The following is a 25705-nucleotide window of genomic DNA, read 5'->3' as shown; positions in this document are numbered from 1 at the left end:
TATGATGCAAACGCCATTGACGCTCGTATCAATGTTTGAACGAGCTGAAAAATTTTTTCCAAAAAAGTCGGTTATTTCAAGGACGCATGATGCGATTAGAAGATTCACCTATAAGGAAACAGGGGCGCGCATTCGTGCGTTAGGTAGTGTACTTGAAAAGCTCAATGTCAAAAAAGGTGATAAAGTTGGTACGCTTGCTTGGAATCATCATAGACATCTTGAAGCTTACTTTGCGATACCATCCCTCGGTGCCGTTCTCCATACGATTAATATTCGTTTGTCGTTGGATCATTTAGCTTATATTATTAATCATGCAGAGGACAAAGTGTTATTAATTGATGAAGATGTACTTCCATTAGTTGAAAAAATACGTGATCAGCTAACGACCGTAGAAGCTTTTATCGTCATGACAGATAAAGCTGTACTCCCTGAATCAACACTTGATCCGTTATATTCTTATGAACGCTTGCTTGAAGATGGTGATGAGCAATATACATTTACTGCAGACATTGCTGAAAATGATCCTGCCGGGATGTGCTATACGTCAGCGACAACCGGAAAACCAAAGGGCGTTGTCTATACCCATCGCGGCATCGTTTTGCATGCGATGGCGCTTAGTATGGCCGATACAGCAGCATTATCAGAGAGTGACGTCATTATGCCCGTCGTACCAATGTTTCATGTTAATGCGTGGGGCATGCCATTTGCTGCCACTTGGCTCGGCTCGACTCAAGTCCTTCCAGGGCCAATGTCTGTCCCGAAAGTGCTCGCTGAGTTAATTGAATCGTATAAAGTGACAAAAACAGCCGGCGTACCGACGATTTGGCTCGGGCTTTTAAATGAGATTGAACAAAATGATTATGATATGTCGAGCCTTGAAGCGGTGCTATGTGGTGGTGCAGCTGCACCTAAAGGATTAATTCAAGCCTTTGAACAAAAGCATGGAATTCCGTTTATGCATGCATACGGTTTAACGGAAACAACGCCACTTGTGACAATTTCACGGTTAAAAAGTTATCAACAAAATTTATCAAATGAAGAACAGCTCGATATCCGTGCAAAGCAAGGGATGGTCGTACCCGGACTTGAAGTTAAGGTTGTGAACGATCGTGGAGAAGTTCAGCCAGATGGAGAGGACATGGGTGAATTACTTGTCAGAGGACCGTGGATTGCCGATGAGTATTATAAGGATGATCGGACACAAGATGCATTTAGAGATGGATGGTTTTACACAGGAGATGTTGTCACAGTCGATGGAGAAGGCAATATTAAAATCGTTGACCGTACGAAAGATCTCATAAAAAGTGGTGGCGAGTGGATTTCTTCAGTCGATCTTGAAAACGCTTTAATGGCGCATGATGCAGTATATGAAGCCGCTGTTGTTGCAGTTCCAGATCCGAAATGGCAAGAACGACCGATTGCCTGTGTGGTCCTGAAGGAAGGTGCGGCCGCTACAAAGGAAGATCTGATTCAATTTCTCGAGCCACAATTCGCTAAGTTTTGGCTTCCGGATGATATCTTATTCCTGGAAGAAATCCCTAAAACGTCAGTTGGAAAATTTTTAAAGCGTGCCTTACGGAAACAAGTAGAGGAGGCGTTGGAAGTATAACGCTTTAGTTTTCACAACCTGGCTTTCTGTAATAGTGTGTGCTCTGTTTAGCGTTTCGCGCTCACATATTAAATATGATATCAAAGACGTCCTTAAAAGTTACATTTTACTTTAGGGCGTCTTTTCATGTGTTTTCATTACAAATGATTAAGGTAATGCCCCCTTTTGAACGTCACGTTCGAATTTAGACGTGAGAGGAAGTCATAGCAAAAGGCTTCTATCAAAAAAGGGGGGATATGTATGTATAAGGTATTTATTGATCCTGGACACGGTGGGACAGATCCAGGTGCGATCGGTTTTGGATTAAGGGAGAAGGATATCACATTGAAGATTGCATTGGAGTTGTATCGACAACTTTTTAGAAGGGTCCCTTGTCGTGTTAAGCTGTCACGCAACACAGATAGAACGGTTTCATTGAATGATCGGACGCATATGGCAAACAGCTGGGGAGCTGACCTACTTCTTTCCATTCATGTCAATGCAGGAGGTGGGAGCGGGTTTGAGTCCTTTATTTTTAATGGGAGTCATCCAAAAAAGAAACGGACACATGATCTTCAAAATACGCTTCATCAGGCCGTTCTCAAAAAAAGCGGTTTGAGAGACCGTGGAAAAAAGCAAGCAAATTTTCATATGCTAAGGGAAGCGACTATGTCAGCCGTCTTAACAGAAAGTGGCTTTATTGACCATCTTAATGATGTGTCAAAGTTAAAGCATGCAGCCTTTATCCGGAGACTTGCAACCGGTCATGCCGATGGTATTGCGAATATGATAGCACAACTGGAAACAAAGAATAACCTAACGCCAAATAGAACTTATCGAATTAAAAAAGGGGATACACTCTGGAGCATTGCACGTCGCTACAACATACCGCTCGCAAGTCTGTTAAAGCTCAACCAAGACATCGATCCATATCATCTACAAATTGGCCAACGTATTAACCTTCAATCTTCAGAACAGGTAGATGATCGTCACCATATGATCCAGCGTGGTGACACGCTATGGGCACTCGCGAAAACGTATGACTCATCAATAGACAAGCTCAAACAGATGAACCCGACGGTAGATCTTCAACATTTGCAAATTGGCCAACGGATTAGAATCCGTTAGCATCAAATAATACGGCGCGCGGGATTTACATGAGCCGCGCGCCGTCAAGCTCTCTAAGTACTACAATATGATATTATTCACCACGTGTAACAACATCCACCTTACCCGTTCCTGGATCGATGACCAAGCCATGGACTTTTACGTAAGACGGTAATAAAGGATGATTTCGAATAATATTCACGCTTTGCATGACAGATTCTTCAACGGTATCAAAACCATGAAATTCTTCGTCAAGGTCAATTCCAGCATGAGTTAAAGCATCAATTGTTTCTTTTGCAATCCCTTTTTCCACCATTTTCTGAGGGAGGTCATCCGTATTAATTCGAGACATACCACAATCATAATGGCCAATGACAGTCACATCTTCAGCTTCTAGTTCATAAACAGCAACGAGTATACTTTTCATAATGCTGTCGAACGGCTTTCGAATGATTGCGCCAGCATTTTTAATCATTTTAACATCGCCATTCTTTAAATTGAGTGCTTTAAGAAGCAGTTCAATTAGGCGGGATTCCATACACGTAAAAACGATCATTTTTTTATTAGGCACACTGTCTGTTTCAAATGGAACATAATCCTTTTGATTAACAAATTGCCGATTAAATTCAAGCATATCATCAAGATGTACAGTCATATTATTACACTCCTTATGTTGTATTCTTTATAAAATAGTAGCCTCTAATGATTGCCATGTAAAGGGGTTTATTATTTTAAACGTAAAAAAGACGCTTATGAAAAAAGCGCCTTTTTAACAGGTTGTTTATTAATGGGCAGTCCTACATAAATAAAATATGTGTGTCCGTATACAGGAAAAACACGATTTTATGCGTCTAAAATGCAGTGAAAAGTGAAACTCTCACTGAAAGTAGCGTCATTTTATTGTTTTTGTACATTGACTGCTTGTGGGCCGCGATCACCTTGTTCGATATCGAATGTAACGGCTTGTCCTTCTTCCAGTGATTTGTAACCTTCTCCCTGGATTGCTGAGAAATGGACAAAGACGTCCTCACCATTTTCGACTTCGATAAAACCATAACCTTTTTCTGCGTTAAACCATTTTACTGTACCATTCGTCATGCTAACGTTCCTCCATGTAAATTAAGTATCTTGCACCTTTTATTAAGGGGCTACTCTTAATCATTTACCCATTTGAAAAAAATATACACTTTGATAGTACTTTTTTTGCTCAAAAGCTAATTTTTTTTGAATTTGCTATGCCCTCTGGCTCTCAACTTTGCCATTAAATCTGAGGACGTCTCGGTTTCTTTCGCTGTCTTCGTGTCATCAATTTTTAAATCGTAGTGCTTACCGTTTTTCTCAATATGAAACCACGTATTCACTTGACTCCCTGCCGGAAGTGTATGTGTTTCAACGATGAGTTCTTGCTTGTGAGTTTCTATTAAAATAACAGCTTTGTCGCCCTCAAAACGATCAAGTACACCTTTCATTGTGAAAAAACTCCTTTCAAGCTTAGTTAACACAAGCAGTGCCTTGTGCCTTGATATCAGCAATCCGTGACGGACCGATTCCTTTTATTCGGGTAAGACCATCAATAGAGTTAAACGGTCTAATGTTGATCAAATCCTCAGCACGTTCAGAACCAATATGAATAATGTCCTGTAATGCTTCCAGAGATGCGGTGTTAATATCAATACAGCTAGAGTGATCAGATTGTTGTGTAGTCGTATCTTGCTGAGATGTCGTTTCATCTTTAAGCTGTGATTGCTGCTCATTATCTGATTTGGATTGAGCCGCTCCAGTACTTGTAGGACTAATCGTGCCATCCTTTTTGGTTAAAATATCATACGTTTTGCCGTTTGTTTTGACAATAATCGTTCCATGAACGTCTGTGCCATACAGATCAATGCCTGCATTTTGAATGAGGGAGACGACTTCAGAATGAGGATGACCGTATTGACTGTCAGCCCCCGCGCTGTAAATTGCAACGTCTGGATCAACGGCATTAATAAATTGTGGTGCACTAGAAGTTCGTGATCCATGATGTCCAAGCTGCAAAATATCCGCTTTCAGATTAATACCAGACTGAATCATCCGTTTCTCTGCAGCTTGATCAGCATCTCCTGTAAAAACAAAATCAACATCACCATACGTCATTTTAAGCGAGACAGATTCTTCATTTGCTTTTCCAGAAATAGTGTTTGGATAAAGGACAGTGATGTCTAATGGTCCGATTGAAAATTCATCTCCAGTTCTCGGTTCATAAAAATCTGCACCGCTGTCGATAACTGCCTGAAGCGCTTGTTGGAATGTTTTTGAAGATGCTTCATTACCAGACATCCATACTTCACCAACATCATATGTATGGACAATTTCTGCAAGCTGGCCGATATGATCCGCATCAGGGTGACTGACAACGATAAGGTCAATGGTCGATATGTTTTGACTGGCTAAGTACTGGACGGTATCATTCCGACGCCAATCACCCGTATCAAATAAAATGGTATAATTGCTGTCTTTGTCAGTGTATTGAAACAGTGTTGCATCAGCTTGCCCAACATTTATATAATGAACGATTAGCTCACTTAAAGCAGTTTTGCTTGGTTTTTCGTCTTTTGACGATTCATCTATTGACTCAGATTCAGCTGCCTTGTCATCTGCTGGCGCATCATTTGTATCTGTTTGATCTGATTCATTTTCCTCTGCGGATGCTTGCACATCTGCTGCTGTCTGATTGTCGTTCGTATTTCCCGCGTCGCCGTTTAAGTCATTAACATCACTTCCACACCCACTTAACACCAACGTTAAAGCCATAAAAAACGGTAAAAACATCTGCTTAAACATGATACGTAAACCCCATTTCATCCTCTTTTTCTCTTCTGTAAGAATAGCAGACTTATGTATGAAACGCTACTGCCAAACAGAGCATCTTAGCCATTGTGAGTCTGGGTTTGCAAAAACATCCAAAATGGTATTTTAGATGTGGCTCTCGGGTCAAAATGCTCTGTTCCCCTAAGATAATATGCATTTTTCCTAAGTTAAAGTAGGTGGGAAAATGATTTATTACGAGGTGCGTTCTACAAATAGCATAGGCATAATAGATCTGGAGGTGCTGCAGAGATGAAATCAAATTTGTTTAAACGATTGCTGATAACGGTAGGTATGGTTAGTATACTTGTGATATGTTTAGAAACAGTATATACGAGGTTAATTCAAGCAGATATAAGTGGCACAAATAAGCCAATGCAAATAGCGCATAACACTTCCACGTTTACATTAGTGCGTCAGCCTCTCACTGTACATTTAATCGAAGGTGAGCCTTTTAGTACGATGCGATTAATACCTCAAGCAAACATCATTACAATGAATCGTTTTTCTTCAAGATATCAACACCCGCCATTGATTAGACCTGATGAGGTACTCAAAAACTCCTTCAAGATGAATTCTATTACGAGAAGACCTACTTTAAAAACGTTGATAAACACTTATGCGGTACTAGACAGAGTGGAATCAAATGGATTAGCTGTATTGCTACTAGAAGATCTTAACGAGGAATGGATGGTCCCTAAACGTCTATTACCGCAGGAAAGCGCTATTGATACGTGGTTTAGTGTAACGATGTATGCTAATAGAAAAACCGTTCTTATGATTGACCATCAAAAACAAAAAGAGGAGAAGGAAAAAACACAAACTTTATTAAAGCAATTGCAAAGGTGAATTTTAGTCATTTATTAAAAATATGGCGAATGCAATAGTTATTTCCCGGGAAATGTCGAAAAAATATGTTTTGTAGAAGGTTACACCTGATCGAAAAAATATAAATGGCGCAACGCTTGTATATCGTCAAACCACGCTGCCGCACGCATAAAACCGAATCACGCCGCGCTACAAATTCATTTTCCAACGCATAAATCCGTAAGCCGCATAACCGCACCGCCACACGCATAAAACCGAATCGCGCCGCATAATCGCACCGCCACACGCCTAACACCGCCTCACGCCGCATAACCGCTTCGTCGCACGCATAACACCAAATCACGCCGCATAACCGCACCGCCACACGCATAACACCGCCCCACGCCGCATAACCGCGCCGCCACACGCATAAAACCGAATCGCGCCGCATAATCGCACCGCCACACGCATAACACCGCCTCACGCCGCATAACCGCTTCGTCGCACGCATAACACCAAATCACGCCGCATAACCGCACCGCCCCACGCATAACACCGCCCCACGCCGCATAACCGCGCCGCCACACGCATAAACCCGAATCGCGCCGCATAATCGCACCGCCACACGCCTAACACCGCCTCACGCCGCATAACCGCTTCGTCGCACGCATAAAACCAAATCGCGCCGCATAATCGCACCGCCACACGCATAACACCGCCTCACGCCGCATAACCGCTTCGTCGCACGCATAAAACCAAATCGCGCCGCATAATCGCACCGCCACACGCATAACACCGCCCCACGTCGCGTAACCGCACCGCAGCACGCATAACCGCACCACCACACGCCGCATAACCAGAGCCGTCCCCACCATTGCTCATAACAAAACAACGTCCGCACATACTGCGGACGTTGTTAACGAATGTATTCAGGACAAAATATTGTTTAAGATTAGCGTTCAAACTAACTCAATCTCGTAATGATGCTTTATTCCATATCTGGGTTTGATCTTACAAGAATTTTCACTTGAGATCTTTCGTTCATCAATGATTCAAAGCCTTCGTCAACAATTTGATCAAGTTCGATACGTTTTGTAATCAACTTTTCGGCTTCGAATTTACCACTAGCGATTAAGTTGATAACCGCAGGGAAAATGTCTCTATAGGCAATCGCGCCTGTCACATACTTTTCTTTAAGTACAATGTTGTTTGCATTAATTTCAGGGTTGCTTTCCCAAATGCTGACAACCATTGCTTCGCCGCCTGGTTTAATGCAATCGATGCATTGTTGAAGTGGCTGGGCAACTCCTGTTACTTCATAGCTCACATCGACGCCGCCGTCTGTAAGCTTTTGAATTTCAGCTACAGCATCAACCTCTGTAGGGTCGATCACAATGGCACCAATTTCTTCAGCAAATTGCTTGCGTTCTTCGGAGATTTCAACAGCATATACTTGACTTGCACCGGATAAGAACAAAGCTTGAATCGTTAACAAACCAATTGGACCTGCACCGAATACCGCAGCTGTATCACCAGCTTTAAAGCGGCTCATTCGGATTGAATGAAGTGCAACAGCAGCTGGTTCAACCAATGCACCTTGTTCATAGCTCATTGTATCAGGCATTGTGTGTACCATATTTTCAGGGACAGTTGTAAATTGTGAAAATCCACCACCGCCTCCAGATAATCCGTGGAACCCTAAGGAGTCACATAGGTTGTACTTACCAGAACGGCAAGCTGCACATTCGCCGCAACGATAGATCGGTTCTACAGTAACGCGGTCGCCTAATTTAATGCGATCTACACCTTCACCAACTTCAACAACCTCTCCAGCAAATTCATGCCCCATAACAATTGGTGCTTGATCTTTTGTTAAAGGATGTTGTTGGCCTTCTGGGATGAAAATAGGGCCAGCAGCGTATTCGTGAAGGTCACTTCCACAAATTCCTGTCCAAGCGACTTTGATTTTGACTTTTCCGGGTTCTGCAGAAGGCTCTTGAATGTCTTCTACACGTAAATCTCTTTGTCCATGCCAACGTACTGCTTTCATATTGCATCTCTCCTTAATCAAAATAAAGTATCTATATATCATGAACACCCATAGCTCTAATGGAGCAAATGAGTGGAACATGTGTAACGATTACTCTGTATGAGTATGTGCATTATTTGATATAAGATGTTAAGATTTCTTGTGCATTTTGAACCCTATCTTCTTCAGGGGGCTCAACACCTTCAAGCGGATATTCATACCCAAGTGCTTCCCATTTATAAACGCCAAGCTTGTGGTATGGAAGTACATCTATTTTTTCGACATTATCAAGTGTCTCGATAAATTGACCTAATTCATGTAAATCCTCGTCTATATCAGATATCCCGGGAACGAGTACGTGTCTAATCCAAACGGGAACCTTTTTGCGAGCGAGGTAAGTCGCAAATTCTAAAATATGTGTGTTCGTCATACCTGTAAGGTTTTTATGTTTATCCGTCTTGATTTGTTTGAGATCAAGTAAAACTAAATCCGTTACTGTCATAAGTTCATCTAATTGCTCGATAAAGGCAGGTGAACTCGGAAAGCAACCACCAGATGTATCGATTGCAGTATGAATACCTTTCTTTTTAAGAGCCTTAAACAAGTAAATAAGACTTTTAATTTGAAGGAGAGGCTCGCCACCACTGACTGTCACGCCACCGTTTGATGCTTTATAAAAAGGCATGTAGCTTTCGATGTCAGTGATGAGTTCATCCAATTCAACGAGACGGCCGTCACTCATTTTCCACGTATCAGGGTTATGGCAAAATTGACACCTAAGTAAGCAACCCTGCATGAAAATAATGTAACGGAGACCTGGACCGTCTAATGTTCCGCACGTTTCAACGGAGTGTATGCGAGCCTGCATGAGTAAAACCCCCTTCAAATATCATCGTTCATCGACTTTCATGGAATGTCCGATTAATGACATCGATTTGTTGTTCACGGGTTAATTTAATAAAGTTAACAGCGTACCCACTCACTCTTATTGTAAGCTGTGGATATTGCTCTGGATGTTCCATCGCATCAAGTAATGTCTCACGGTCAAAGACGTTAATGTTCAGGTGATGCCCTTTCTTGCTCATATAACCGTCAAGCATAGCAGCTAAGTTGTCTTTTCTCGTATCGCCATCTCTACCAAGTGCTTTAGGAACGATTGAAAACGTATTACTTATGCCATCAAGTGCATCTTTGTATGGTAATTTGGCCACTGATAACAGTGATGCAAGTGCTCCTTTTTCGTCGCGCCCATGCATTGGGTTAGCCCCAGGTGCGAACGGTTCACCAGCACGTCTTCCATCAGGTGTGTTTCCTGTTTTCTTGCCATAGACGACGTTTGATGTAATTGTTAAAATCGATTGCGTTGGAACAGCATTTCGATATGTTTGATGCTGTTTAATTTTATTCATGAACCGTGTCACTAAGTCAGCAGCAATACTATCAACTCGATCGTCGTTGTTACCGTAAGTCGGGAAGTCGCCTTCAATTTCAAAGTCTGTTGCAATCCCTTCCTCATTACGAACGACTTTCACGTTCGCATATTTAATGGCACTGAGTGAATCTGCAACAACAGATAGACCAGCAACGCCACATGCCATTGTACGTAGAACGTCACGATCATGTAAGGCCATTTCAATACGTTCATAGCTGTACTTATCATGCATAAAGTGAATGATATTAAGTGTATTAACGTAAAGTCCGGCAAGCCAATCAAGGATCACGTCATATTTTGCCATAACTTCCTCATAGTCCAGGACGTCAGCTGTTATCGGTGCGTACGGTGGGGCAACTTGAACGTATGTTTTTTCATCTTTACCGCCATTAATGGCATATAATAAAGCTTTAGCTAAGTTTGCACGTGCGCCGAAAAACTGCATTTGTTTACCGATTGCCATAGCGGATACACAGCAGGCTATACCGTAGTCATCTCCGTAAATATCTCGCATGAGATCATCATTTTCGTATTGAATGGCACTCGTTTCGATTGACATTTTTGCGCAATACCGCTTGAAACGTTCAGGTAGCTTTTCTGACCATAATACTGTTAAGTTTGGTTCTGGTGCAGGACCAAGATTTTTCAGTGTATGGAGGAAACGGAATGAACTTTTCGTAACGAGCGGTGTACCGTCAAGCGCGATGCCACCAATTGATTCAGTTACCCAAGTTGGATCTCCACTAAATAAATCGTTATAGTCAGGTGTTCGGGCAAATTTAACGAGTCTCAGCTTCATAATAAAGTGATCGACAAGCTCTTGAGCTGCTTCTTCAGTTAAATGACCATTATATAAATCACGTTCAATGTAAATATCTAAAAATGTAGACACACGTCCAAGACTCATTGCCGCGCCATTTTGCTCTTTTATAGCTGCTAAATAAGCGAAGTAAAGCCACTGGAACGCTTCATGTGCATTTGTTGCAGGATGAGAGATGTCAAATCCATGTGCTGCGGCCATTTCTTTCAATTCCTGTAACGCACGAATTTGCTCCATCGTTTCTTCACGATCTCGTATAACTTCATCAGACATGACACCACTTGCGCCAATCAGAGCGAGATCGTCTTGCTTTGCTTGAATTAATCGATCAATCCCGTACAGTGCAACTCGGCGATAATCCCCGATAATGCGACCGCGACCGTATGCGTCTGGTAAGCCAGTTATAATTCCAGCCTTTCGAGCGCGCTTCATTTCAGGGGTGTATGCATCAAATACCCCTTGGTTGTGTGTTTTTCGATAATGTGTAAACGTATGCTCAACATCTGCATCTACTTCATATCCATACGATTTACATGCTTGAACCGCCATACGTATCCCACCAAAAGGTTGTAGAGACCGTTTAAGTGGTTGATCAGTTTGAAAGCCGACGATGCGTTCTTTGTCTTTGTCAATGTAACCAGGTCCATGGGATGTAATGGTAGATACGATTGATGTATCCATATCCAGAACGCCACCTTGCTCACGCTCTTTCTTGGAAAGTGCCATAACGTCTTCCCATAAATCTGTTGTATCCTGTGTTGGTTCAGAAAGAAATTGTTCATCACCAGTGTAAGACTTAAAATTTTTAATGATAAAATCACGGACGTTTACTTCAGATTCCCATTGGCCACCTTTAAATCCATACCAAGCTTCATAGTTCATCAGAAAAACCTCCTGATCCTAATTTGTGAACCCATTAACAAACTTCTAACTTAAGGATATCATAAGTAGAACGGTGCTTCATTCCAAAATGTTACATTTTAATGTCCTTTATAGTGTAAACGCTATCATACTGGAGAAAAAGCCTCATGATATGGGTCTCTTGTTTGGTAATTTGTCATTTTTTGTATGCCTCTTGAATGATCCACATGGCCCAAACAAAGATAGAACCTATTATGACACCGTTGCGGATTTATCTTATCCTTTTAGATGAGTTGCTTAACAGCGTAATAAATGAGATAATGTTCAAATAATCCGTCAATTAATGATGGAATAAATTTGTGATTAATCAGAAAGGCGGTTGCTCATGGCTGTTGTAACAGTTGATTTTGATGGAACATTATTTCAAGGGAATTCGTTTAAAATCATGTTTCAAGCTGCGAAAAAGGACTTTACCATTAAGGAATGGGGGATTGTAGCTAAGGGGTTATTGAAAGCTACTGTTCAAGGTATGTTGAAAGGGAAACAAGCATTTAAACATGGTTTTTTTAAAGCATTCGCCCGTTCTTTTAAAGGGAAAACGAAGGAAGAATTGACGATATTCTTTCATCAGCTTGTCCAGATGGGGAAAGATAATGTACATCATGAACTCGTTGAAACCATTCACGAGCACCAGAAAAAGGGCGATACAATTATCATCTTATCAGGCGCATTACGTCCGTTCTTAGATGCCTTTATTGCCTCACTGGGTTTGAAGCAAGTTACAGCAGTTGGAACAGATTTAAAATATGATGAAACAGGTGTATGTACAGGTGAGCTTGACCAAATTGTTAACGGAACGGTTAAAGTAGATAAAGTGAAGGCCTGGCTCAGTAATGTTGAAAGTGATAGTGATCAGGGAATAAGTGACCGAGAAGAACCGGAAATATGGGCTTATGCGGATAGCATGAGCGATGTGCCTTTACTCCAATTTGCACACCATCCGATCGTCGTGAATCCAAATGATGACATGAGGCACGTCGCTCAAGAACATGGCTGGCCTATTTTTGCGGAATCTGTTTAAGAGGTGGTCGTCGCTACATAGTTACGCTTTACAATTTGTGACGCCATTGTTTTGGTGAGTTTTTTCGTTTGTTGAGGAACGATAGACTTTAATATGCCATTAATGACAGGTGCCTTCACGCCTTTTGTCTTCATTTCAAGATGTCCAATCATTTTTGTAGAGTGTGCCGTTACGTCTTCAGCTGTAAACATGCCTTCACCGATAAAGGCTTCATTCCATCCAGACAATTGAAAACGAATGCGTGACGGCTCCTGCCATTCGGTAATAACGACTTTTACTTGGAGCCGCTTTTTTTTAAATCCAACATCAGCAATAAAATCCCATATGGACTCCTGATCATTTAAAATGTGATGATCTACATAACCTGGCATTAACGGTGCCCATTGATTTAAATCACTGACAAATGCCCATACATCTCGAATTGGTACGTGTAAAATTTCGGTATAAACGCCTTTTGCCATTCAGTAATCTCCTCCTGTCATCAAATATATACGATTTGATTTTAAATATGCCAAAATGATCTTTTGTTCTATGCGGATTATTTATGTGAAAAAATACACAAAAATAATGAAAAAGCACCTATATCTAAATAAATCGACAAGATTCTTCATGTTTTCTGCGCTTTTCGTGTCATAAAATGGTAAAATGTGAACATGTGAGAGTGTCGGGAAAGGGGGATGCAACTGTGGATGTTAGAAAAGAAGCAATTGGGATCGTAGCGACTATTTTACTGCTGATACCATTGGGGGTTGGTGGATTTTGGATTATAAAGAGCATATCCAGTTCACCAGCTTCCTCTGTAAGATCAGCACATCATGATACATATCTTACTCAAAGTCATTTGACAAGTCAGTCGTTTGTAAGTTCAAAATCTGATATAGGGATTGAGATTGAAAAAGAAGAACTTGAATTGACGGAGGATGAGGAAGAAGCGTTCGAACAAGAAGATATGCTAGAGAATGACGATTCAACATTTGATTCAAATGTAACAGAATCCACTGAAAAACCGACCGATCAGACTGATGGCAGTTCGACAAAACCACCTTCTAAAGATGACTCAGATAAAGATTCTGGATCGAATAAAGATGATGAAGCAGGTGGCTCAGGGAATGCTGGAGAAGGTTCGGGTTCTGGGTCAGAAGGCAACGGTAATGGCAATGGCAATAAAGACGATGACACGGGGCAACCCGGAGAAAAACCTGGAGGTGGAGAAGGCGACAACGGTGGATCAGATGGTGATCAAAACGGTGGTGAAAATGGAGAAGGGGAATCTGGAGATAATGGAGAGGGAGGTGAAGACGAGGATAAAGAACCTAATCCAGAGCCGCCTGAACCAACCGATCCCGAAGAACCGAGTGATCCAGATAAACCAACAAAACCGGGCGACGGTTCAGATCAAAGCAAGACACCATAAGAATCGTGACGACTTCCGATATTTTGGAAGGTGTAACGGTGAGGGTTCTCGTACAAACTACATATGAACAGATAACTATCTGTTCACGTTTCCAATAACCCAGGGAGTGATCGTGATGGGCAACAACAGAAACAACAATGATTTGTTGGTGCCAGGTGCAGATCAAGCGTTAAACAGAATGAAAGCAGAAATTGCGAATGAATTCAACGTTGAGCTTGGTGCTGATACGACTGCTCGAGAGAACGGATCAGTGGGTGGCGAGATGGTCAAACGCATGATCAAAATCGCTGAGGAAAGCATGAATAACAGACAATAAACAGATGAGGGGCTCCGTTTTGGAGCTCCTTTTTTGAAACGAAGAGGTTTTAAAAACGGAATGTATATCACGCAATCTTTTTTCTATATGATAAAATAAATACAAATATTCGATTTTGCAACTAGAGTCATCATGTTCTCACCGTCATATACATAGGATGAAGCATCATACCATAAACGTTTGCCATGCCGGCAACAGGAGGAGACCAATGAAGCCAATTATTGGAATCACACCATCAATGGAAGTTGATGAATTGTATTATAAGGTCGCGAATGCGAATGCGGATGCGATATTGAAGTCGGGTGGCTTGCCAGTTATAGTGCCGTATAACTTAGATGAAGCAGACATGGACCAGCTAGTAACTCAGCTTGATGGCTTATATTTAACAGGTGGTTACGACATTGATCCGACATTGTTTAATGAAGAACCACACCCAAATCTCGGGACGATTATTCCGTCACGTGATTTATTTGAACAGGCGTTCGTGAATAAAATGCTTGAGGTGGATAAACCAATTTTAGCGGTATGCCGTGGCATACAAATATTAAATATCGCTATGGGGGGCGATATGTATCAGGATATATACACACAGGTTGACCGTGACTTACTTCAGCATAGTCAAAATGCGCCGTTAGGTCATGGTTCGCATTTTGTTGACGTATCCCCGGGCAGCTTACTCCATCAATTAACCGGAAGGGATAGGGTCCGAGTTAATAGTCGTCACCATCAAGCAAATCGGTCAGTCAAGCAACCTCTTAAAACGAGCGGCACTGCCAGTGATTTAATCATTGAGGCTGTTGAATCAGAAACACATCGGTTTGTGCTCGGAGTACAATGGCACCCAGAAAATATGCTTGCAAATGGAGATGAACCGTCAGAAAGAATCTACCGAGGGTTTATTAATGCCTGCTCAGAATAAGAATCGATGAGAATGTCTGAGGAATCGGCGGGAATGCACGGAGAATCGGCGAGAGCGCTGGATTATCCGGCAGAAATGCTCGAGGAATCGGCGCAAAAGAATGTAGTGTTGTAATGACTATTTGAAAAAGGAGATCTACTAATGACTATTATCGATACACATTGTGATGCACTATTAAGACTACAGCTGGCAAAGCGTGGTACATTATATGGGACAGAACCACTTGATTTTCGCAAGAGTGACGAATTGGCTACAAATTTAGAACGTCTAAAAAACGGCGGCGTAAATGTGCAATTTTTTGCGATTTTCGTAGAGCCAGACGTGCCAGCTGATGAAAAATGGCAGCACGCCTTAGAACAAATTGATCTATTTTATACAGAAATCGTTGATAAGAATCCAGAGGTGAAGCATATTCGTCGCTGGGAGGATTTATCACAGTTGAAAACGGGAGAAATCGGTGCTGTTCTTGCCTTGGAAGGTGCTGACGCATTCGGGAATGATCTCGTCAAGCTGAGACACTTGTATCGACTAGGTGTTCTTTCAATTGGAATGACCTGGAACAATGCGAATCTATGCGCAGACGGAGCGGGCGAACCACGTGGCGGCGGATTAACGGTACTAGGGAAAGAAGTCGTGCAGTTAAATAACGCTCATCGCGTTTTTACGGATGTATCTCACAGTACGGTGCAAGGGTTTTGGGATATTCTCGAGCATGCTGATTATCCGTTTGCGAGTCATTCCAACGCCCGAGCAGTTTGTGAACATCGCCGTAATTTGTATGATGATCAGGCAAAAGCAATGTTTGAAAAAGGCGGCTTAATTCAGGTTGTATTTAATCCACCTTTTATTAATGAAGGCCAGTTTGAAGCAACGATCTCAGATTTAATTAAGCATATTGATCACTTTTGTGCGCTCGGTGGGGAAACACATATCGGATTTGGCTCAGATTTTGATGGCATCAGTTCATTTGTCACCGATCTTGAACATGCTGGGAAGTACAATAACCTTATTAACGGGTTGCAGAAGCATTATACAGAAGCACAGGTTGAGGGATTTGCCTTCCGTAATTTTATGAATCACTTACCAGGCGTAAAATGAAATAGCTACATACAAAAGGGGCGACAAAGTGACGCCCCTTTTGTGTATTAAGAAGCATTAAAGTATCCTCGAGCTAGGGCTGCAATGGCTTCTGGCTTTTTATATGAAAGTGGTTCGTCATGCAACGTATGGAAAAAGTTCATGTCACTTGTCCCTAACTGCCCCAATGTGAGGCGTGGTACAAGTCGTGCATAAGCTGGAGATCCATCATGCGTGAATGAGAGTGCTAAGTTAAAACTCGCTAAGTTTTGCTCGGTTAAAGTAGAGAAAATGTTTATGAGTCCTTCTGCAAAATGTCTCCAGTCTGTTTCAGTCACATCATCGATTGTTCGTCGATTTCGAAACACAGCTAAAAAATCGTTATGACTTTTTGGGGCAAAAGCGTGCATCCAAGCGATATCGCCACTTTCTCCAATCCAGCGCTCGTTTTCCCGTTTTTCATAGTCATATAACCAATCAAAATAATGTTGATCATAGCGCTCCTTAAACAATTGATGATGCTGTGTCATCATTCGTTGCTCGTTTGTTGGTGATTCAGAAATGACGACGTGTAGGTGTGAGTGTAACATACTGCCACCCGACGGGGGTAGGTAATTCCAATTAATAGAAACGAATGATGCATCCGTTTCATGCTTTAACACATTCATGGCATACTTCTGGGCAGCGATCAACGCATGTTTAATCAGATCAGTTGTAAAATCCTCTAACCGAACAAAATGAGCTTTGGACATAATTACAACGCCATTATGTTTGCTATATGGAAATAAATTTGGTGCCACGATGGCCTCGCCATGTGTGATGCGTCCGCCTTCAACTAAATCGTTTGGGAACAGTGGTGTCTGTTGCCACACATTTTCCGGACAGAACGGACAATTCTTTCCCGACGTTTGCCGAGCGACGTCTCTATAAGCTGGAATTGAAAATGTTAAACCAGGATCGAACACAACGCGTGATGATTCTCCTGTTAGTGGGTCAAAGCGCACCTCCGTATCTCGCTTTACTAGTTGTCCATCTCCTAACAAAAACTGACTCGTCTCCCGTTTTTTACGAAATTCAAATCTCATATGAAACCCTCCTTGTTCAGAATGTGTTTGCGGTTCCTTCTAGAGGTTAAAAACTCAATATTCTAATATATATGTTATTCCTCTCATTATAACGGATGGAATCGTATTTAGTAAGCCATTTGATGAACGACGAACTATTTGTCTTTTAGTAGGACTTTATCATTAGAACAGACATATTTTATCTGTGACAGAATAAATTGACAATATAGGCGCGTCCTAGTTTGGAAGAATGTATTTTGTGGTACACGGTTTGATGAGGGGTTTAAAAAAACGATTTGGGAGGGGTGTATGTTGGATTATGCGCTAGATGGTTGGACATTTTTTTGGTTTTTTATACCGATGCCTGTATTGCTCATCTGGGCGATTATAACCTTTTATACAGATCGGGGTGATGAATCGTGAGTTTTGAACCTGTTCATATCACCTTTATATTTTATTTGTTTATTATGATTGCAATTGGCTTAACGACCTTTCGGATGACAAATACGTTGTCTGATTATGTTCTAGGTGGTAGGAGACTCAACAGCTGGGTAACAGCATTTTCTGCTTCAGCAAGTGATTTCAGCGGCTGGCTTTTAATCGGCTTACCTGGTGCAGCGTACGCAGCAGGGATGGGACAATGGAGCCTGTGGATTGCGCTCGGCTTGGCAATTGGGGCGGTCATTAATTGGCAGTACGTTGCAAAGCGGTTGCGGTTATATACGGAGTTTGCTGGTGATTCTATTACATTACCACAGTTTCTTGAAAACCGTTATCGGGATCAGTCTCATCTACTCAGAGTTGTATCCGCAGCATTTATATTAGCGTTCTTTCTCTTTTACACAGCGTCCGGTCTCGTTGCGGGGGCAAAACTCTTCCAAGGGACATTCGATGCAGGGTATCATACGGCTCTCATTATAGGTGCAATTATTATCGTCACGTATACGTTTCTCGGTGGTTTTCTCGCTGTTAGTATTACAGATTTGATTCAAGGTGTTTTAATGGCAGCAGCACTTATATTTACGGCGATATATGGCTTGATAGAAATTGGCGGTTTTGGAGAATTGTTTAATGCACTTGGCTCCATTAGTCCAAGTCTCATCGATGCGTCAGCTGCAACATCCTATGATCAGCCGAAAGGTATTCTGTGGGAATCAGCTGGCTCGATTGGATTGATTGGTATTATTTCTGCACTGGCTTGGGGGCTTGGTTATTTTGGACAACCGCATATTTTAGCACGGTTTATGGCAATTCGTTCCCATAAAGAAGTGCGTAAGGCGCGGTTAATTAGTGTTGCATTCGGCCTCGTTGTTCCGCTATACGGTGCGTTAATTGTCGGGATGCTTGGGATTGTTACATTTAATGAACCGCTGGCTGATTCGGAGCAGGTCTTTATTCAGCTCGTTCAAGTTGTCTATCATCCGTGGATTGCCGGTATCTTATTGGCCGCTGTTTTAGCAGCAATTATGAGCACGGTCGATTCACAATTACTCGTCTCGTCAAGTGCTCTGTCAGAGGACTTTTACCGCAGATATTTTCGAAAACACGCGAGTGAGAAAGAGCTTGTTTGGGTTGGAAGATTTTCCGTATTATTCATTTCCCTTATTGCGCTCGCTTTAGCGTGGAATGAATCGAATTCAGTGCTTGATCTTGTATCGTATGCATGGGCAGGGTTTGGAGCAACTTTCGGACCGGCTCTATTATTCTCTTTGTTTTGGCGACGTACTACGCGGAATGGTGCACTTGTCGGGTTAATTGTTGGCGGACTAACGATCTTTTTATGGCCTTTAACAGGATCTGCACTCTATGAGATGGTGCCTGGTTTTGTGTTGTCCAGTATCGCGATCGTCGTAGTCAGCTTGCTCGGAAGAGGGCCATCACAAGACATGCTTGATGAATACGATGAAGTAGCTGCTCAAAAATAACACATTTATTATAATATCAGGGGTGACACTTTAAAGATGACTAAACTATACGGTAATACACCATGTTTTCTTGGAGGGAAAAAAGTATCTTTACACGATGGGAGTGCAAGAGAATGTGATGTCCTCGTGTATGGGGTACCTTGGGAAGGCGCTGTCACGTGGGGGGATTACACTGGATGTGAGCTCGGTCCAAAGGTGATTAGGCTTAACTCAGCACGATATTCCGGCTATTTACCCGAACTAGATCATATCGATGTACGTGAGTATTTGCAAATTGGAGATCTCGGTGATGTGGACGTTGTTCCTGCGAATACACTTGAAACGATGGAGCGAATAGAACAGTTTGCAGGTGCTGTATGGAAAACAGGTAAATTTCCAGTCGTCTTTGGCGGCGATCATGGCATTACGTACCCAATAATGGAAGCGTTGAGTAAGCATGTGGATGGGAAAGTGGGTATTATTCACATGGACGCGCACTATGACAACCATCCTGATTATGAGGGAGATTTATACGCAAGAAGTACACCATTTCATCGGATGTATGAAAGTGAAGGGATTCGTAATGAAAGCATCGTCCATCTAGGAATTCACGGCCCACGTAATAAACCAGAAACAGGTCAATATGCGCAATCTGTCGGTGCAACTACGATTTCAATTCGTGATGTCCGCCGTGCTCGTAATTTGGCTGATGTTGCCCAGCAGGCCTATAACATCGCCAGTGAAGGAACAGACGCGGTTTATTTAAGCATTTGTAGTGATGTTCTAGATTTTGCGTTTAATCCAGGTGGCCCGGTTGATGGTAATGGCTTAACGTCTTATGAGCTATTAGAGCTCGTTCATGAGTTTTCGAAGCTGGGCATTTGTGGAATGGATTATGTCGAGGTTTACCCACAACAGGACGCCAATGACAATTCTTCACATTTTGTCACATATGCCGTTTTATATGCTCTAGCAGGCCAGATTTGGCATGAAGAAAATAAAAAGCAACACCAGATAAATGATGTGTCACACATTTGACGAACATATGGCTTAACAGATTAGTTTGAAGCGGAATTTTAATAGAGCGAGGGGATCATAACGGGTGATATTCTCGCTTTTTTTTTGTGATTTCATTTTTCAACTATCACTGTGGACATAGAACATGTTACTATAAAAGATGTGTATGTAAGCGAATACGATTTGAGAAAAGACAGAAAGGATCGATGACTTTGATTCAATCAACACAGCCTATACACGTGTATAGAGGCAAGTATATTGAAAGCACACATGATGTCCACATTGCAGTTGTCTCTGCAAAGGGCGAGTTGATCGCATATTATGGTGACCCCGTCCGCCAAACGTTCGCACGCTCATCGATGAAACCGTTCCAAGCGTTACCAGTTGTCGAATCTGGTGCAATGGAAGCCTATAATCTAACAGAACAGGAACTCTCTTTATTTTGTGCCAGTCATATCGGAGAACCTATTCATAGAGCATCCGTCATGGATGTCCTGAAAAAAATTAACTTACCAGAGGACAAGCTCCAATGTGGCACGCACATTCCACGTCATAAGGAGAGCTATGAAGCTCTTATCAAAGCAGGTGGCGCGTTAACACCGGTTTATAGTAATTGTTCTGGTAAACATGCTGGTATGCTTGCTGGCGTTGTTCAGCAGGGCATGGACGTCGTTACGTACCGTGAATTAGATCATCCATATCAACAGCAAATTATTGATGATATTGCTTATATAAGCTGCTATGAACGAGAGAAGATTATGACATCTGTTGATGGTTGTGGATTACCAGTTCATCGGATGCCATTGTATCGAACAGCATTAATGTTTGCGCGCTTGGCTGCACCAGAGCAGTGGGGTGACGGCTCTCATGATAAAAAGGCTGCTCTTGCACGCGTGCGAGATGCGATGACAGCCTACCCAGAAATGGTCGCTGGCACAGAACAGTTTGATACGGATTTGATGCAGGCCTTTGGCGGTCGTATTGTCGCAAAAGGCGGTGCCGAAGCTGTCCATTGTTTTGGTGACAAGGAGACAGGAATTGGTGTCGCATTGAAAGTTGCTGACGGAAACCCACGTGCCACAACAGTCGCTTCGATGGAAGTGTTGCAGCAGCTCGGTATTGGGAATGAATCAATTTGGGCACAATTAGAAGATTATCACCATGTGCCAGTCAAGAATATGCGTGAAGAAAAGATTGGTGAAGTGACACCTGCTTTTAAGCTTAATCATATATAATGCTACACATGCAAAACAATGATAAAACCCCTTTACATCAAAGCGACATAATTGATGTAAGGGGGCTTCTGAATATTGAATCCTTCGGTTACGTTTAAAAACCAATACAAAATTATCTCGTCGGATCTCCTTGTATTTCCATTAACACGTCATTCGTTTCATCAAAGTAGTACCATACTTTCTCTGACTCATCATAGTAATACAATTGATCTGTTTCTATATCATAATACCAGTTGTCATCATTATATTGATGATCTTTATGTGGCTTATTATCTGACAATGCTTCATCTTCATCAAAATTCCATTCCTCGTCATCATCTATATTATGTTTAGAAGGGATATCCTCTGTCCAGTTATCCGTTTCTTCTAAGCTAGCGTTTGTTTCATAATAACGTTGTAAAATGTCATCGTCTTCAAGTGGATCCTTGCTCCATTTGTCTAATAAGGAAGCAACTTCATAAAGTGGTATACTGTATCCAATTGAAGGATCATCAATGCTTTCGGCAGAATTGATCGCAAAAACTTCTCCGGTTTTTCCTGATATCAAAGGTCCGCCACTACTACCCTCAGCAATGTCAGCAGTCATTTTATACAGATTATCATAGTCATAGTTATCGATCGAAAAATTGATAAATTCATCAACGATGGCACCTGTGGATTCAGACTTATGATCATTTGGACTTCCCAAGGCTAAGACGTTTTCCCCAACTGAAAAATGTTTCGTTTTATTGATCGGGAACGGCTGGGTTCCGGCCAGGTCAGGTACGCGAATAATGGCGACGTCTGTTTCAGATGAATAACCGATAACATGACCAGTATGCTCAGTTCCATCGACTGTCTTTATAAAACATGTTAATGCACCTTCGACAACGTGGGCATTTGTAACAATATCGCCTTGTAAATTGTATAGAAACCCTGACCCCTGATTTGCTTCTGTATAAATTGTATAAACAGTTTGTTCGGCAGAGGAGACAATATCATCTATTTCCATATTCTTGGGGGTATTATTGGCGGATTTATCCTCATCTACAGATTCGTTTTGTTCATTTTCTGTTGGAGAGGCGTTTGTTATCGCATGTCCCGTATGTGATATGCTCAAATCTGTCATGAACATAATGCCGAAACCAATCAGGCATAATAAAGCGGTAGATACAAGAACGGAACCGACAATGATGAAGCCGTTGTGTTGTTTTAATTTCGCTCCGCATTGTCCACAAGAATGGGCACGCCGCTGAAGCTGCTTTCCGCAATGCTTACACATCATAAGTGACCATTCCTCTACTAGATTAATATTCTCATTCTAGTATAGCATGATCATAAACGTCAGAGATAGAGTCTATTTATTGGATTTAATAGATTAATTGCTTAATATATAGCTGTTTTTCTTGATAGGCTTCATGGCGTAAGGTGAGCTCCATAATGATGTATCAAAGTTTAAGCTGTAGGACAATACTAAAACATGTATTATCCTTATTGTCTGTCCGCATATGTTTTGATAAGTAACATTCGTTTGTCTGACTAAAATTTTAAGTTTTCCCCCAGTTTTATGTGTGTAGACGTTTTTCAGTCGATGACGCCGATTTGTTGTAACCCCTTTTTTATACCGGATTCATCAACGGTTGCCGTGCGATATGGTGCATATTGAAACAAGTCTGGATGGGCATTACCCATGGCAAATCCTGCGCCTACGGATTGGAGCATTTCTTTATCGTTCATCCCATCCCCAAATGCGATCGCTTGTTCAGCTGGGATATTCAACACGTTAAGCACTTTTTTTATCGCTTCTCCTTTATGAACATCCTTCCTTAGGACATCGTAGCAGTTGTGAATGCCATTGACATTAACAGGCGCAAGGCGAAGGGAAGGATCATTTTCATACGGTAATGGATTTTGCGTATGAATTAAAGTGGTACCTAGTACGTCATTTATTTTTGAAGCATCCCATTGTGCGTTGTGTTTCAGTTGAAACGTCTGAATAAAATTTTGTGATTCTGGATGATCGATGTTTGTATAATAATTTTCTCCATTTGTATACATAATGAGATCATCGCCATGTTGTTTTGCGGTATAAAGAATGGTCTCCAGCGTTTTTCGGGGAATTGGTTCATCAACGATTGTTTCATTTTTATAAGAAGCAAACGCACCGTTATATCCAATAAAAGCGTTTATGCCAAGCTCATGAGCTAAATCGGAAATTTCATGAATTGGCCGCCCGGTTGCTAAAAAAACGTGAAGCCCTTTCGCTTTGACGTGATCGATGGCTTGTTTGGTTTCTTCTGTATATGTATGATTTGATGTCAAAATGGTTCCGTCTATGTCTAAAAATAAAACGTTATAGGTCATAGGAATCTCCCTTACTCGTATTATGCCTTGAGTTTATCATAATTGTACGAATAAGTCAGATGTTCCTGAAATACGCAATGCCATTCTTTATATTTTAATAGAACACAGGACATTTTGCATTGAATGTAGGAATATAGTATAATGAATATTCTCTATATTGTTTCTGTTCATATTACAAAAAAAGGGGAGATGTATATGGAATTTGGGATTTGGTCTTTATTGCCACCGCTCATTGCAATTGTTCTTGCTTTGATAACGCGTAACGTTATTCCAGCTCTTTTTGCTGGGATCTGGATCGGAGCAACAATGATGCATGGTGGTAATCCGCTCGTCGGTCTTTATGCAAGTTTTAGTGAGATTATTTTACCGAATTTAGGCGATGTATGGAATGCAACAGTGCTTGCTTATTGTGGATTTTTTGGTGTGTTAATTGTGGTTTTACAAAAGACAGGAGGCGCAACTGCAATCGCTGAAGCCATTTCGAAAAAAGTGCGCACTCCAAGAGCAGCTCAAGGCTCTACGATGTTGTTCGGTATTATCATTTTTTTCGAGGATTATTTTAATGCACTAACAGTAGGTAGTGTTATGCGGTCGGTGACGGACAAAATGCGGGTATCACGGGAAAAGCTTGCCTATATCGTTGATTCCACATCTGCACCAATGTGTTTACTCGCTCCAGTTTCAACATGGGTCGTATTTGTAATGGGTCTTATTGGCGCACAGTTCGTTGCATTGAATATCGAGGCTTCAGAGTACTTAACGTATCTCGCAACAATTCCTTTTAATTTCTATTCCATATTGGCATTGTTAATGGTTGGACTTGTTATTTGGAAAAAATGGGATTTCGGGCCAATGGCTAAAGCAGAGCACCGTGCACGAACAACAGGCAAACTGATTCGAGACGGCGCTGAACCACCAACTGATGATCAAATGTCTGATGTTCAAATGGTAGAAGGTCATACTCCGAAGAAACGGAATATGATTGTGCCGATTGTTGTATTGCTCGGATTAATTCCGCCATTATTTCTTTGGACAGGTGGGTTTCCTGAAAATGATATCGTGACGGCTGTTGGTGAATCAGAAGGGGCGATTTCCATTTTGATAGCCGCGTTTGCAGCAGGCGTTGTCGGGCTTGCTATGGGAATCGGACAAAAGCTGTTTTCTTTTAAAGAAGCGATGAGCCTCTATGTCAGTGGTTTTCGAAGCATGATGATCGTTTACATTATTCTCGTATTGGCTTGGTCTATCGGAACAGTCACTCAAGAGTTAGGAACCGCAGCTTATATCGTAGAATTTGTTGGACGAACAACTTCTCCAGCGATCATTCCTGTTTTATTGTTCTTGTTCGGAGCCGTCATTGCCTTTACAACAGGCACATCATATGGAACGTTTGCGATTTTAATTCCAATTGCTATGCCAATTGCAGCTTCAATGGATGTATCGATGTATTTGGCAATCGCAGCTGTATTAAGCGGAGGGATTTTTGGAGATCATTGTTCTCCTATTTCAGATACGACGATATTATCATCAGCTGGTTCTGCAAGTGACCACATCGATCATGTGAATACACAAATTCCGTTTGCCCTAACGGCAGGTGTCAGTGGGGTGTTAGCATTTCTAGCTGCAGGGGTAACAGGGTCGAGCATCGCTGGAATTGTGGTCGGTGTTGTTACACTCGTCGTTCTTGCATATATTTTGCAAAAGTTCTGGGGGATGCCGGAACTCGATGAGCAACCAGCTTAATGATAGTGTGATGGGAAAAGACACTAAAGAAAACCCGTTATCTCTTTTGGGAGATGACGGGTTTTTACGGTTCTAAGTCAAATGACGTTGGTATTGAATTT

Annotated in this window: 23 protein-coding genes; 12 read left to right on the top strand and 11 right to left on the bottom strand. The window is 41.8% G+C overall.

Annotated elements, in window-relative coordinates; all coding sequences use genetic code 11:
• Window position 1 precedes the first annotated feature (1 nt).
• Both HPC67_RS15085 and HPC67_RS15080 read left to right on the top strand, forming a co-directional pair.
• Window positions 2–1609 (top strand): long-chain fatty acid--CoA ligase, encoded by a 1608-nt coding sequence (locus HPC67_RS15085; RefSeq protein WP_217589643.1) that lies wholly within the window; start codon window positions 2–4, stop codon window positions 1607–1609.
• A 240-nt stretch (window positions 1610–1849) separates the two neighbouring features.
• A complete protein-coding gene (locus tag HPC67_RS15080; RefSeq protein ID WP_217589641.1) occupies window positions 1850–2716 on the top strand; it encodes an N-acetylmuramoyl-L-alanine amidase in 867 nt (288 codons plus the stop codon).
• A 73-nt stretch (window positions 2717–2789) separates the two neighbouring features.
• Here the strand turns inward: HPC67_RS15080 and HPC67_RS15075 are convergent, their stop codons facing one another.
• The 4 genes from HPC67_RS15075 to HPC67_RS15060 all read right to left on the bottom strand — a co-directional run bounded on the left by HPC67_RS15075 (window position 2790) and on the right by HPC67_RS15060 (window position 5539).
• Window positions 2790–3350, bottom strand: a complete 561-nt coding sequence (locus HPC67_RS15075) for a beta-class carbonic anhydrase (protein ID WP_217589639.1) — start codon at window positions 3348–3350, stop codon at window positions 2790–2792.
• A 242-nt stretch (window positions 3351–3592) separates the two neighbouring features.
• Entirely contained in the window at window positions 3593–3793 is a 201-nt protein-coding gene (locus HPC67_RS15070; protein WP_217589637.1) for a cold-shock protein, read from the bottom strand.
• 116 nt (window positions 3794–3909) lie between these two features.
• Window positions 3910–4164: a DUF3006 domain-containing protein gene (locus tag HPC67_RS15065; protein ID WP_217589635.1), complete on the bottom strand. Its 255-nt coding sequence runs from the start codon at window positions 4162–4164 to the stop codon at window positions 3910–3912.
• Window positions 4165–4186: 22 nt separating this feature from the next.
• Entirely contained in the window at window positions 4187–5539 is a 1353-nt protein-coding gene (locus HPC67_RS15060; protein WP_246570187.1) for an MBL fold metallo-hydrolase, read from the bottom strand.
• Window positions 5540–5794: 255 nt separating this feature from the next.
• On the opposite strand from HPC67_RS15060, the gene HPC67_RS15055 reads away from it, so the two are divergent.
• Window positions 5795–6391 carry a DUF3006 family protein gene (locus HPC67_RS15055; RefSeq protein WP_217589633.1) on the top strand — a complete coding sequence of 199 codons (597 nt, stop codon included), beginning with the start codon at window positions 5795–5797 and terminating at the stop codon, window positions 6389–6391.
• Between the two features lie 946 nt (window positions 6392–7337).
• Here the strand turns inward: HPC67_RS15055 and HPC67_RS15050 are convergent.
• The 3 genes from HPC67_RS15050 to pflB all read right to left on the bottom strand — a co-directional run bounded on the left by HPC67_RS15050 (window position 7338) and on the right by pflB (window position 11512).
• Window positions 7338–8399 carry a 2,3-butanediol dehydrogenase gene (locus HPC67_RS15050; RefSeq protein WP_217589631.1) on the bottom strand — a complete coding sequence of 354 codons (1062 nt, stop codon included), beginning with the start codon at window positions 8397–8399 and terminating at the stop codon, window positions 7338–7340.
• Between the two features lie 112 nt (window positions 8400–8511).
• The gene (gene pflA / locus HPC67_RS15045; protein ID WP_217589629.1) at window positions 8512–9246 is read right to left on the bottom strand and encodes a pyruvate formate-lyase-activating protein; all 735 of its coding nucleotides are present in this window, start codon (window positions 9244–9246) and stop codon (window positions 8512–8514) included.
• Between the two features lie 28 nt (window positions 9247–9274).
• Window positions 9275–11512 (bottom strand): formate C-acetyltransferase, encoded by a 2238-nt coding sequence (gene pflB / locus HPC67_RS15040; RefSeq protein WP_217589627.1) that lies wholly within the window; start codon window positions 11510–11512, stop codon window positions 9275–9277.
• A gap of 364 nt (window positions 11513–11876) precedes the next feature.
• On the opposite strand from pflB, the gene HPC67_RS15035 reads away from it, so the two are divergent.
• A complete protein-coding gene (locus HPC67_RS15035) occupies window positions 11877–12572 on the top strand; it encodes an HAD family hydrolase (RefSeq protein ID WP_217589625.1) in 696 nt (231 codons plus the stop codon).
• Here HPC67_RS15035 and HPC67_RS15030 read toward each other — a convergent pair.
• Window positions 12569–13033: an SRPBCC family protein gene (locus tag HPC67_RS15030; protein WP_217589623.1), complete on the bottom strand. Its 465-nt coding sequence runs from the start codon at window positions 13031–13033 to the stop codon at window positions 12569–12571. The two genes, HPC67_RS15035 and HPC67_RS15030, sit on opposite strands and share 4 nt — an antisense overlap.
• A 224-nt stretch (window positions 13034–13257) precedes the next feature.
• Between HPC67_RS15030 and HPC67_RS15025 the strand changes: the two genes are divergently transcribed.
• The 4 genes from HPC67_RS15025 to HPC67_RS15010 all read left to right on the top strand — a co-directional run bounded on the left by HPC67_RS15025 (window position 13258) and on the right by HPC67_RS15010 (window position 16319).
• On the top strand, window positions 13258–13986 hold the full coding sequence (locus tag HPC67_RS15025) for a hypothetical protein (RefSeq protein WP_217589621.1): 729 nt from the start codon (window positions 13258–13260) through the stop codon (window positions 13984–13986).
• A gap of 115 nt (window positions 13987–14101) precedes the next feature.
• The gene (locus HPC67_RS15020; protein ID WP_217589619.1) at window positions 14102–14302 is read left to right on the top strand and encodes an alpha/beta-type small acid-soluble spore protein; all 201 of its coding nucleotides are present in this window, start codon (window positions 14102–14104) and stop codon (window positions 14300–14302) included.
• A 208-nt stretch (window positions 14303–14510) separates the two neighbouring features.
• A complete protein-coding gene (locus HPC67_RS15015; RefSeq protein WP_217589618.1) occupies window positions 14511–15221 on the top strand; it encodes a gamma-glutamyl-gamma-aminobutyrate hydrolase family protein in 711 nt (236 codons plus the stop codon).
• A gap of 141 nt (window positions 15222–15362) precedes the next feature.
• A complete protein-coding gene (locus HPC67_RS15010) occupies window positions 15363–16319 on the top strand; it encodes a dipeptidase (protein WP_217589616.1) in 957 nt (318 codons plus the stop codon).
• Window positions 16320–16366: 47 nt separating this feature from the next.
• Here the strand turns inward: HPC67_RS15010 and HPC67_RS15005 are convergent, their stop codons facing one another.
• Entirely contained in the window at window positions 16367–17383 is a 1017-nt protein-coding gene (locus HPC67_RS15005) for a hypothetical protein (protein WP_217589614.1), read from the bottom strand.
• A gap of 398 nt (window positions 17384–17781) precedes the next feature.
• Between HPC67_RS15005 and putP the strand changes: the two genes are divergently transcribed.
• The 3 genes from putP to HPC67_RS14990 all read left to right on the top strand — a co-directional run bounded on the left by putP (window position 17782) and on the right by HPC67_RS14990 (window position 21518).
• Window positions 17782–19287: a sodium/proline symporter PutP gene (gene putP, locus HPC67_RS15000; RefSeq protein ID WP_343327859.1), complete on the top strand. Its 1506-nt coding sequence runs from the start codon at window positions 17782–17784 to the stop codon at window positions 19285–19287.
• A gap of 36 nt (window positions 19288–19323) precedes the next feature.
• A complete protein-coding gene (locus tag HPC67_RS14995) occupies window positions 19324–20304 on the top strand; it encodes an agmatinase family protein (RefSeq protein ID WP_217589612.1) in 981 nt (326 codons plus the stop codon).
• 191 nt (window positions 20305–20495) lie between these two features.
• Entirely contained in the window at window positions 20496–21518 is a 1023-nt protein-coding gene (locus HPC67_RS14990) for an asparaginase (RefSeq protein WP_246570185.1), read from the top strand.
• A 112-nt stretch (window positions 21519–21630) separates the two neighbouring features.
• Here the strand turns inward: HPC67_RS14990 and HPC67_RS14985 are convergent, their stop codons facing one another.
• Both HPC67_RS14985 and HPC67_RS14980 read right to left on the bottom strand, forming a co-directional pair.
• The gene (locus HPC67_RS14985) at window positions 21631–22782 is read right to left on the bottom strand and encodes a trypsin-like peptidase domain-containing protein (protein ID WP_217589608.1); all 1152 of its coding nucleotides are present in this window, start codon (window positions 22780–22782) and stop codon (window positions 21631–21633) included.
• A gap of 299 nt (window positions 22783–23081) precedes the next feature.
• Window positions 23082–23861 carry an HAD family hydrolase gene (locus HPC67_RS14980; RefSeq protein WP_217589606.1) on the bottom strand — a complete coding sequence of 260 codons (780 nt, stop codon included), beginning with the start codon at window positions 23859–23861 and terminating at the stop codon, window positions 23082–23084.
• Window positions 23862–24056: 195 nt separating this feature from the next.
• On the opposite strand from HPC67_RS14980, the gene HPC67_RS14975 reads away from it, so the two are divergent.
• Entirely contained in the window at window positions 24057–25604 is a 1548-nt protein-coding gene (locus HPC67_RS14975) for a Na+/H+ antiporter NhaC family protein (protein ID WP_217589604.1), read from the top strand.
• Window positions 25605–25705: the final 101 nt, after the last annotated feature.

This window comes from Lentibacillus saliphilus (assembly GCF_019093865.1).
Lineage (GTDB): Bacteria > Bacillota > Bacilli > Bacillales > Amphibacillaceae > Lentibacillus_B > Lentibacillus_B saliphilus.
The sequence above is the reverse complement of the archived record's forward strand: the minus strand, read 5'-3'. Positions and strand labels throughout refer to the sequence as shown.

What these genes read in the sequence shown, in the direction of transcription:
- HPC67_RS15085 (WP_217589643.1), top strand. Translation starts at nt 2, where the DNA reads ATGATGCAAACGCCATTGACGCTCGTATCAATGTTTGAACGAGCTGAA.
- HPC67_RS15080 (WP_217589641.1), top strand. Translation starts at nt 1,850, where the DNA reads ATGTATAAGGTATTTATTGATCCTGGACACGGTGGGACAGATCCAGGT.
- HPC67_RS15075 (WP_217589639.1), bottom strand. Translation starts at nt 3,350, where the DNA reads ATGACTGTACATCTTGATGATATGCTTGAATTTAATCGGCAATTTGTT.
- HPC67_RS15070 (WP_217589637.1), bottom strand. Translation starts at nt 3,793, where the DNA reads ATGACGAATGGTACAGTAAAATGGTTTAACGCAGAAAAAGGTTATGGT.
- HPC67_RS15065 (WP_217589635.1), bottom strand. Translation starts at nt 4,164, where the DNA reads ATGAAAGGTGTACTTGATCGTTTTGAGGGCGACAAAGCTGTTATTTTA.
- HPC67_RS15060 (WP_246570187.1), bottom strand. Translation starts at nt 5,539, where the DNA reads ATGAAATGGGGTTTACGTATCATGTTTAAGCAGATGTTTTTACCGTTT.
- HPC67_RS15055 (WP_217589633.1), top strand. Translation starts at nt 5,795, where the DNA reads ATGAAATCAAATTTGTTTAAACGATTGCTGATAACGGTAGGTATGGTT.
- HPC67_RS15050 (WP_217589631.1), bottom strand. Translation starts at nt 8,399, where the DNA reads ATGAAAGCAGTACGTTGGCATGGACAAAGAGATTTACGTGTAGAAGAC.
- pflA (WP_217589629.1), bottom strand. Translation starts at nt 9,246, where the DNA reads ATGCAGGCTCGCATACACTCCGTTGAAACGTGCGGAACATTAGACGGT.
- pflB (WP_217589627.1), bottom strand. Translation starts at nt 11,512, where the DNA reads ATGAACTATGAAGCTTGGTATGGATTTAAAGGTGGCCAATGGGAATCT.
- HPC67_RS15035 (WP_217589625.1), top strand. Translation starts at nt 11,877, where the DNA reads ATGGCTGTTGTAACAGTTGATTTTGATGGAACATTATTTCAAGGGAAT.
- HPC67_RS15030 (WP_217589623.1), bottom strand. Translation starts at nt 13,033, where the DNA reads ATGGCAAAAGGCGTTTATACCGAAATTTTACACGTACCAATTCGAGAT.
- HPC67_RS15020 (WP_217589619.1), top strand. Translation starts at nt 14,102, where the DNA reads ATGGGCAACAACAGAAACAACAATGATTTGTTGGTGCCAGGTGCAGAT.
- HPC67_RS15015 (WP_217589618.1), top strand. Translation starts at nt 14,511, where the DNA reads ATGAAGCCAATTATTGGAATCACACCATCAATGGAAGTTGATGAATTG.
- HPC67_RS15010 (WP_217589616.1), top strand. Translation starts at nt 15,363, where the DNA reads ATGACTATTATCGATACACATTGTGATGCACTATTAAGACTACAGCTG.
- HPC67_RS15005 (WP_217589614.1), bottom strand. Translation starts at nt 17,383, where the DNA reads ATGAGATTTGAATTTCGTAAAAAACGGGAGACGAGTCAGTTTTTGTTA.
- HPC67_RS14995 (WP_217589612.1), top strand. Translation starts at nt 19,324, where the DNA reads ATGACTAAACTATACGGTAATACACCATGTTTTCTTGGAGGGAAAAAA.
- HPC67_RS14985 (WP_217589608.1), bottom strand. Translation starts at nt 22,782, where the DNA reads ATGATGTGTAAGCATTGCGGAAAGCAGCTTCAGCGGCGTGCCCATTCT.
- HPC67_RS14980 (WP_217589606.1), bottom strand. Translation starts at nt 23,861, where the DNA reads ATGACCTATAACGTTTTATTTTTAGACATAGACGGAACCATTTTGACA.
- HPC67_RS14975 (WP_217589604.1), top strand. Translation starts at nt 24,057, where the DNA reads ATGGAATTTGGGATTTGGTCTTTATTGCCACCGCTCATTGCAATTGTT.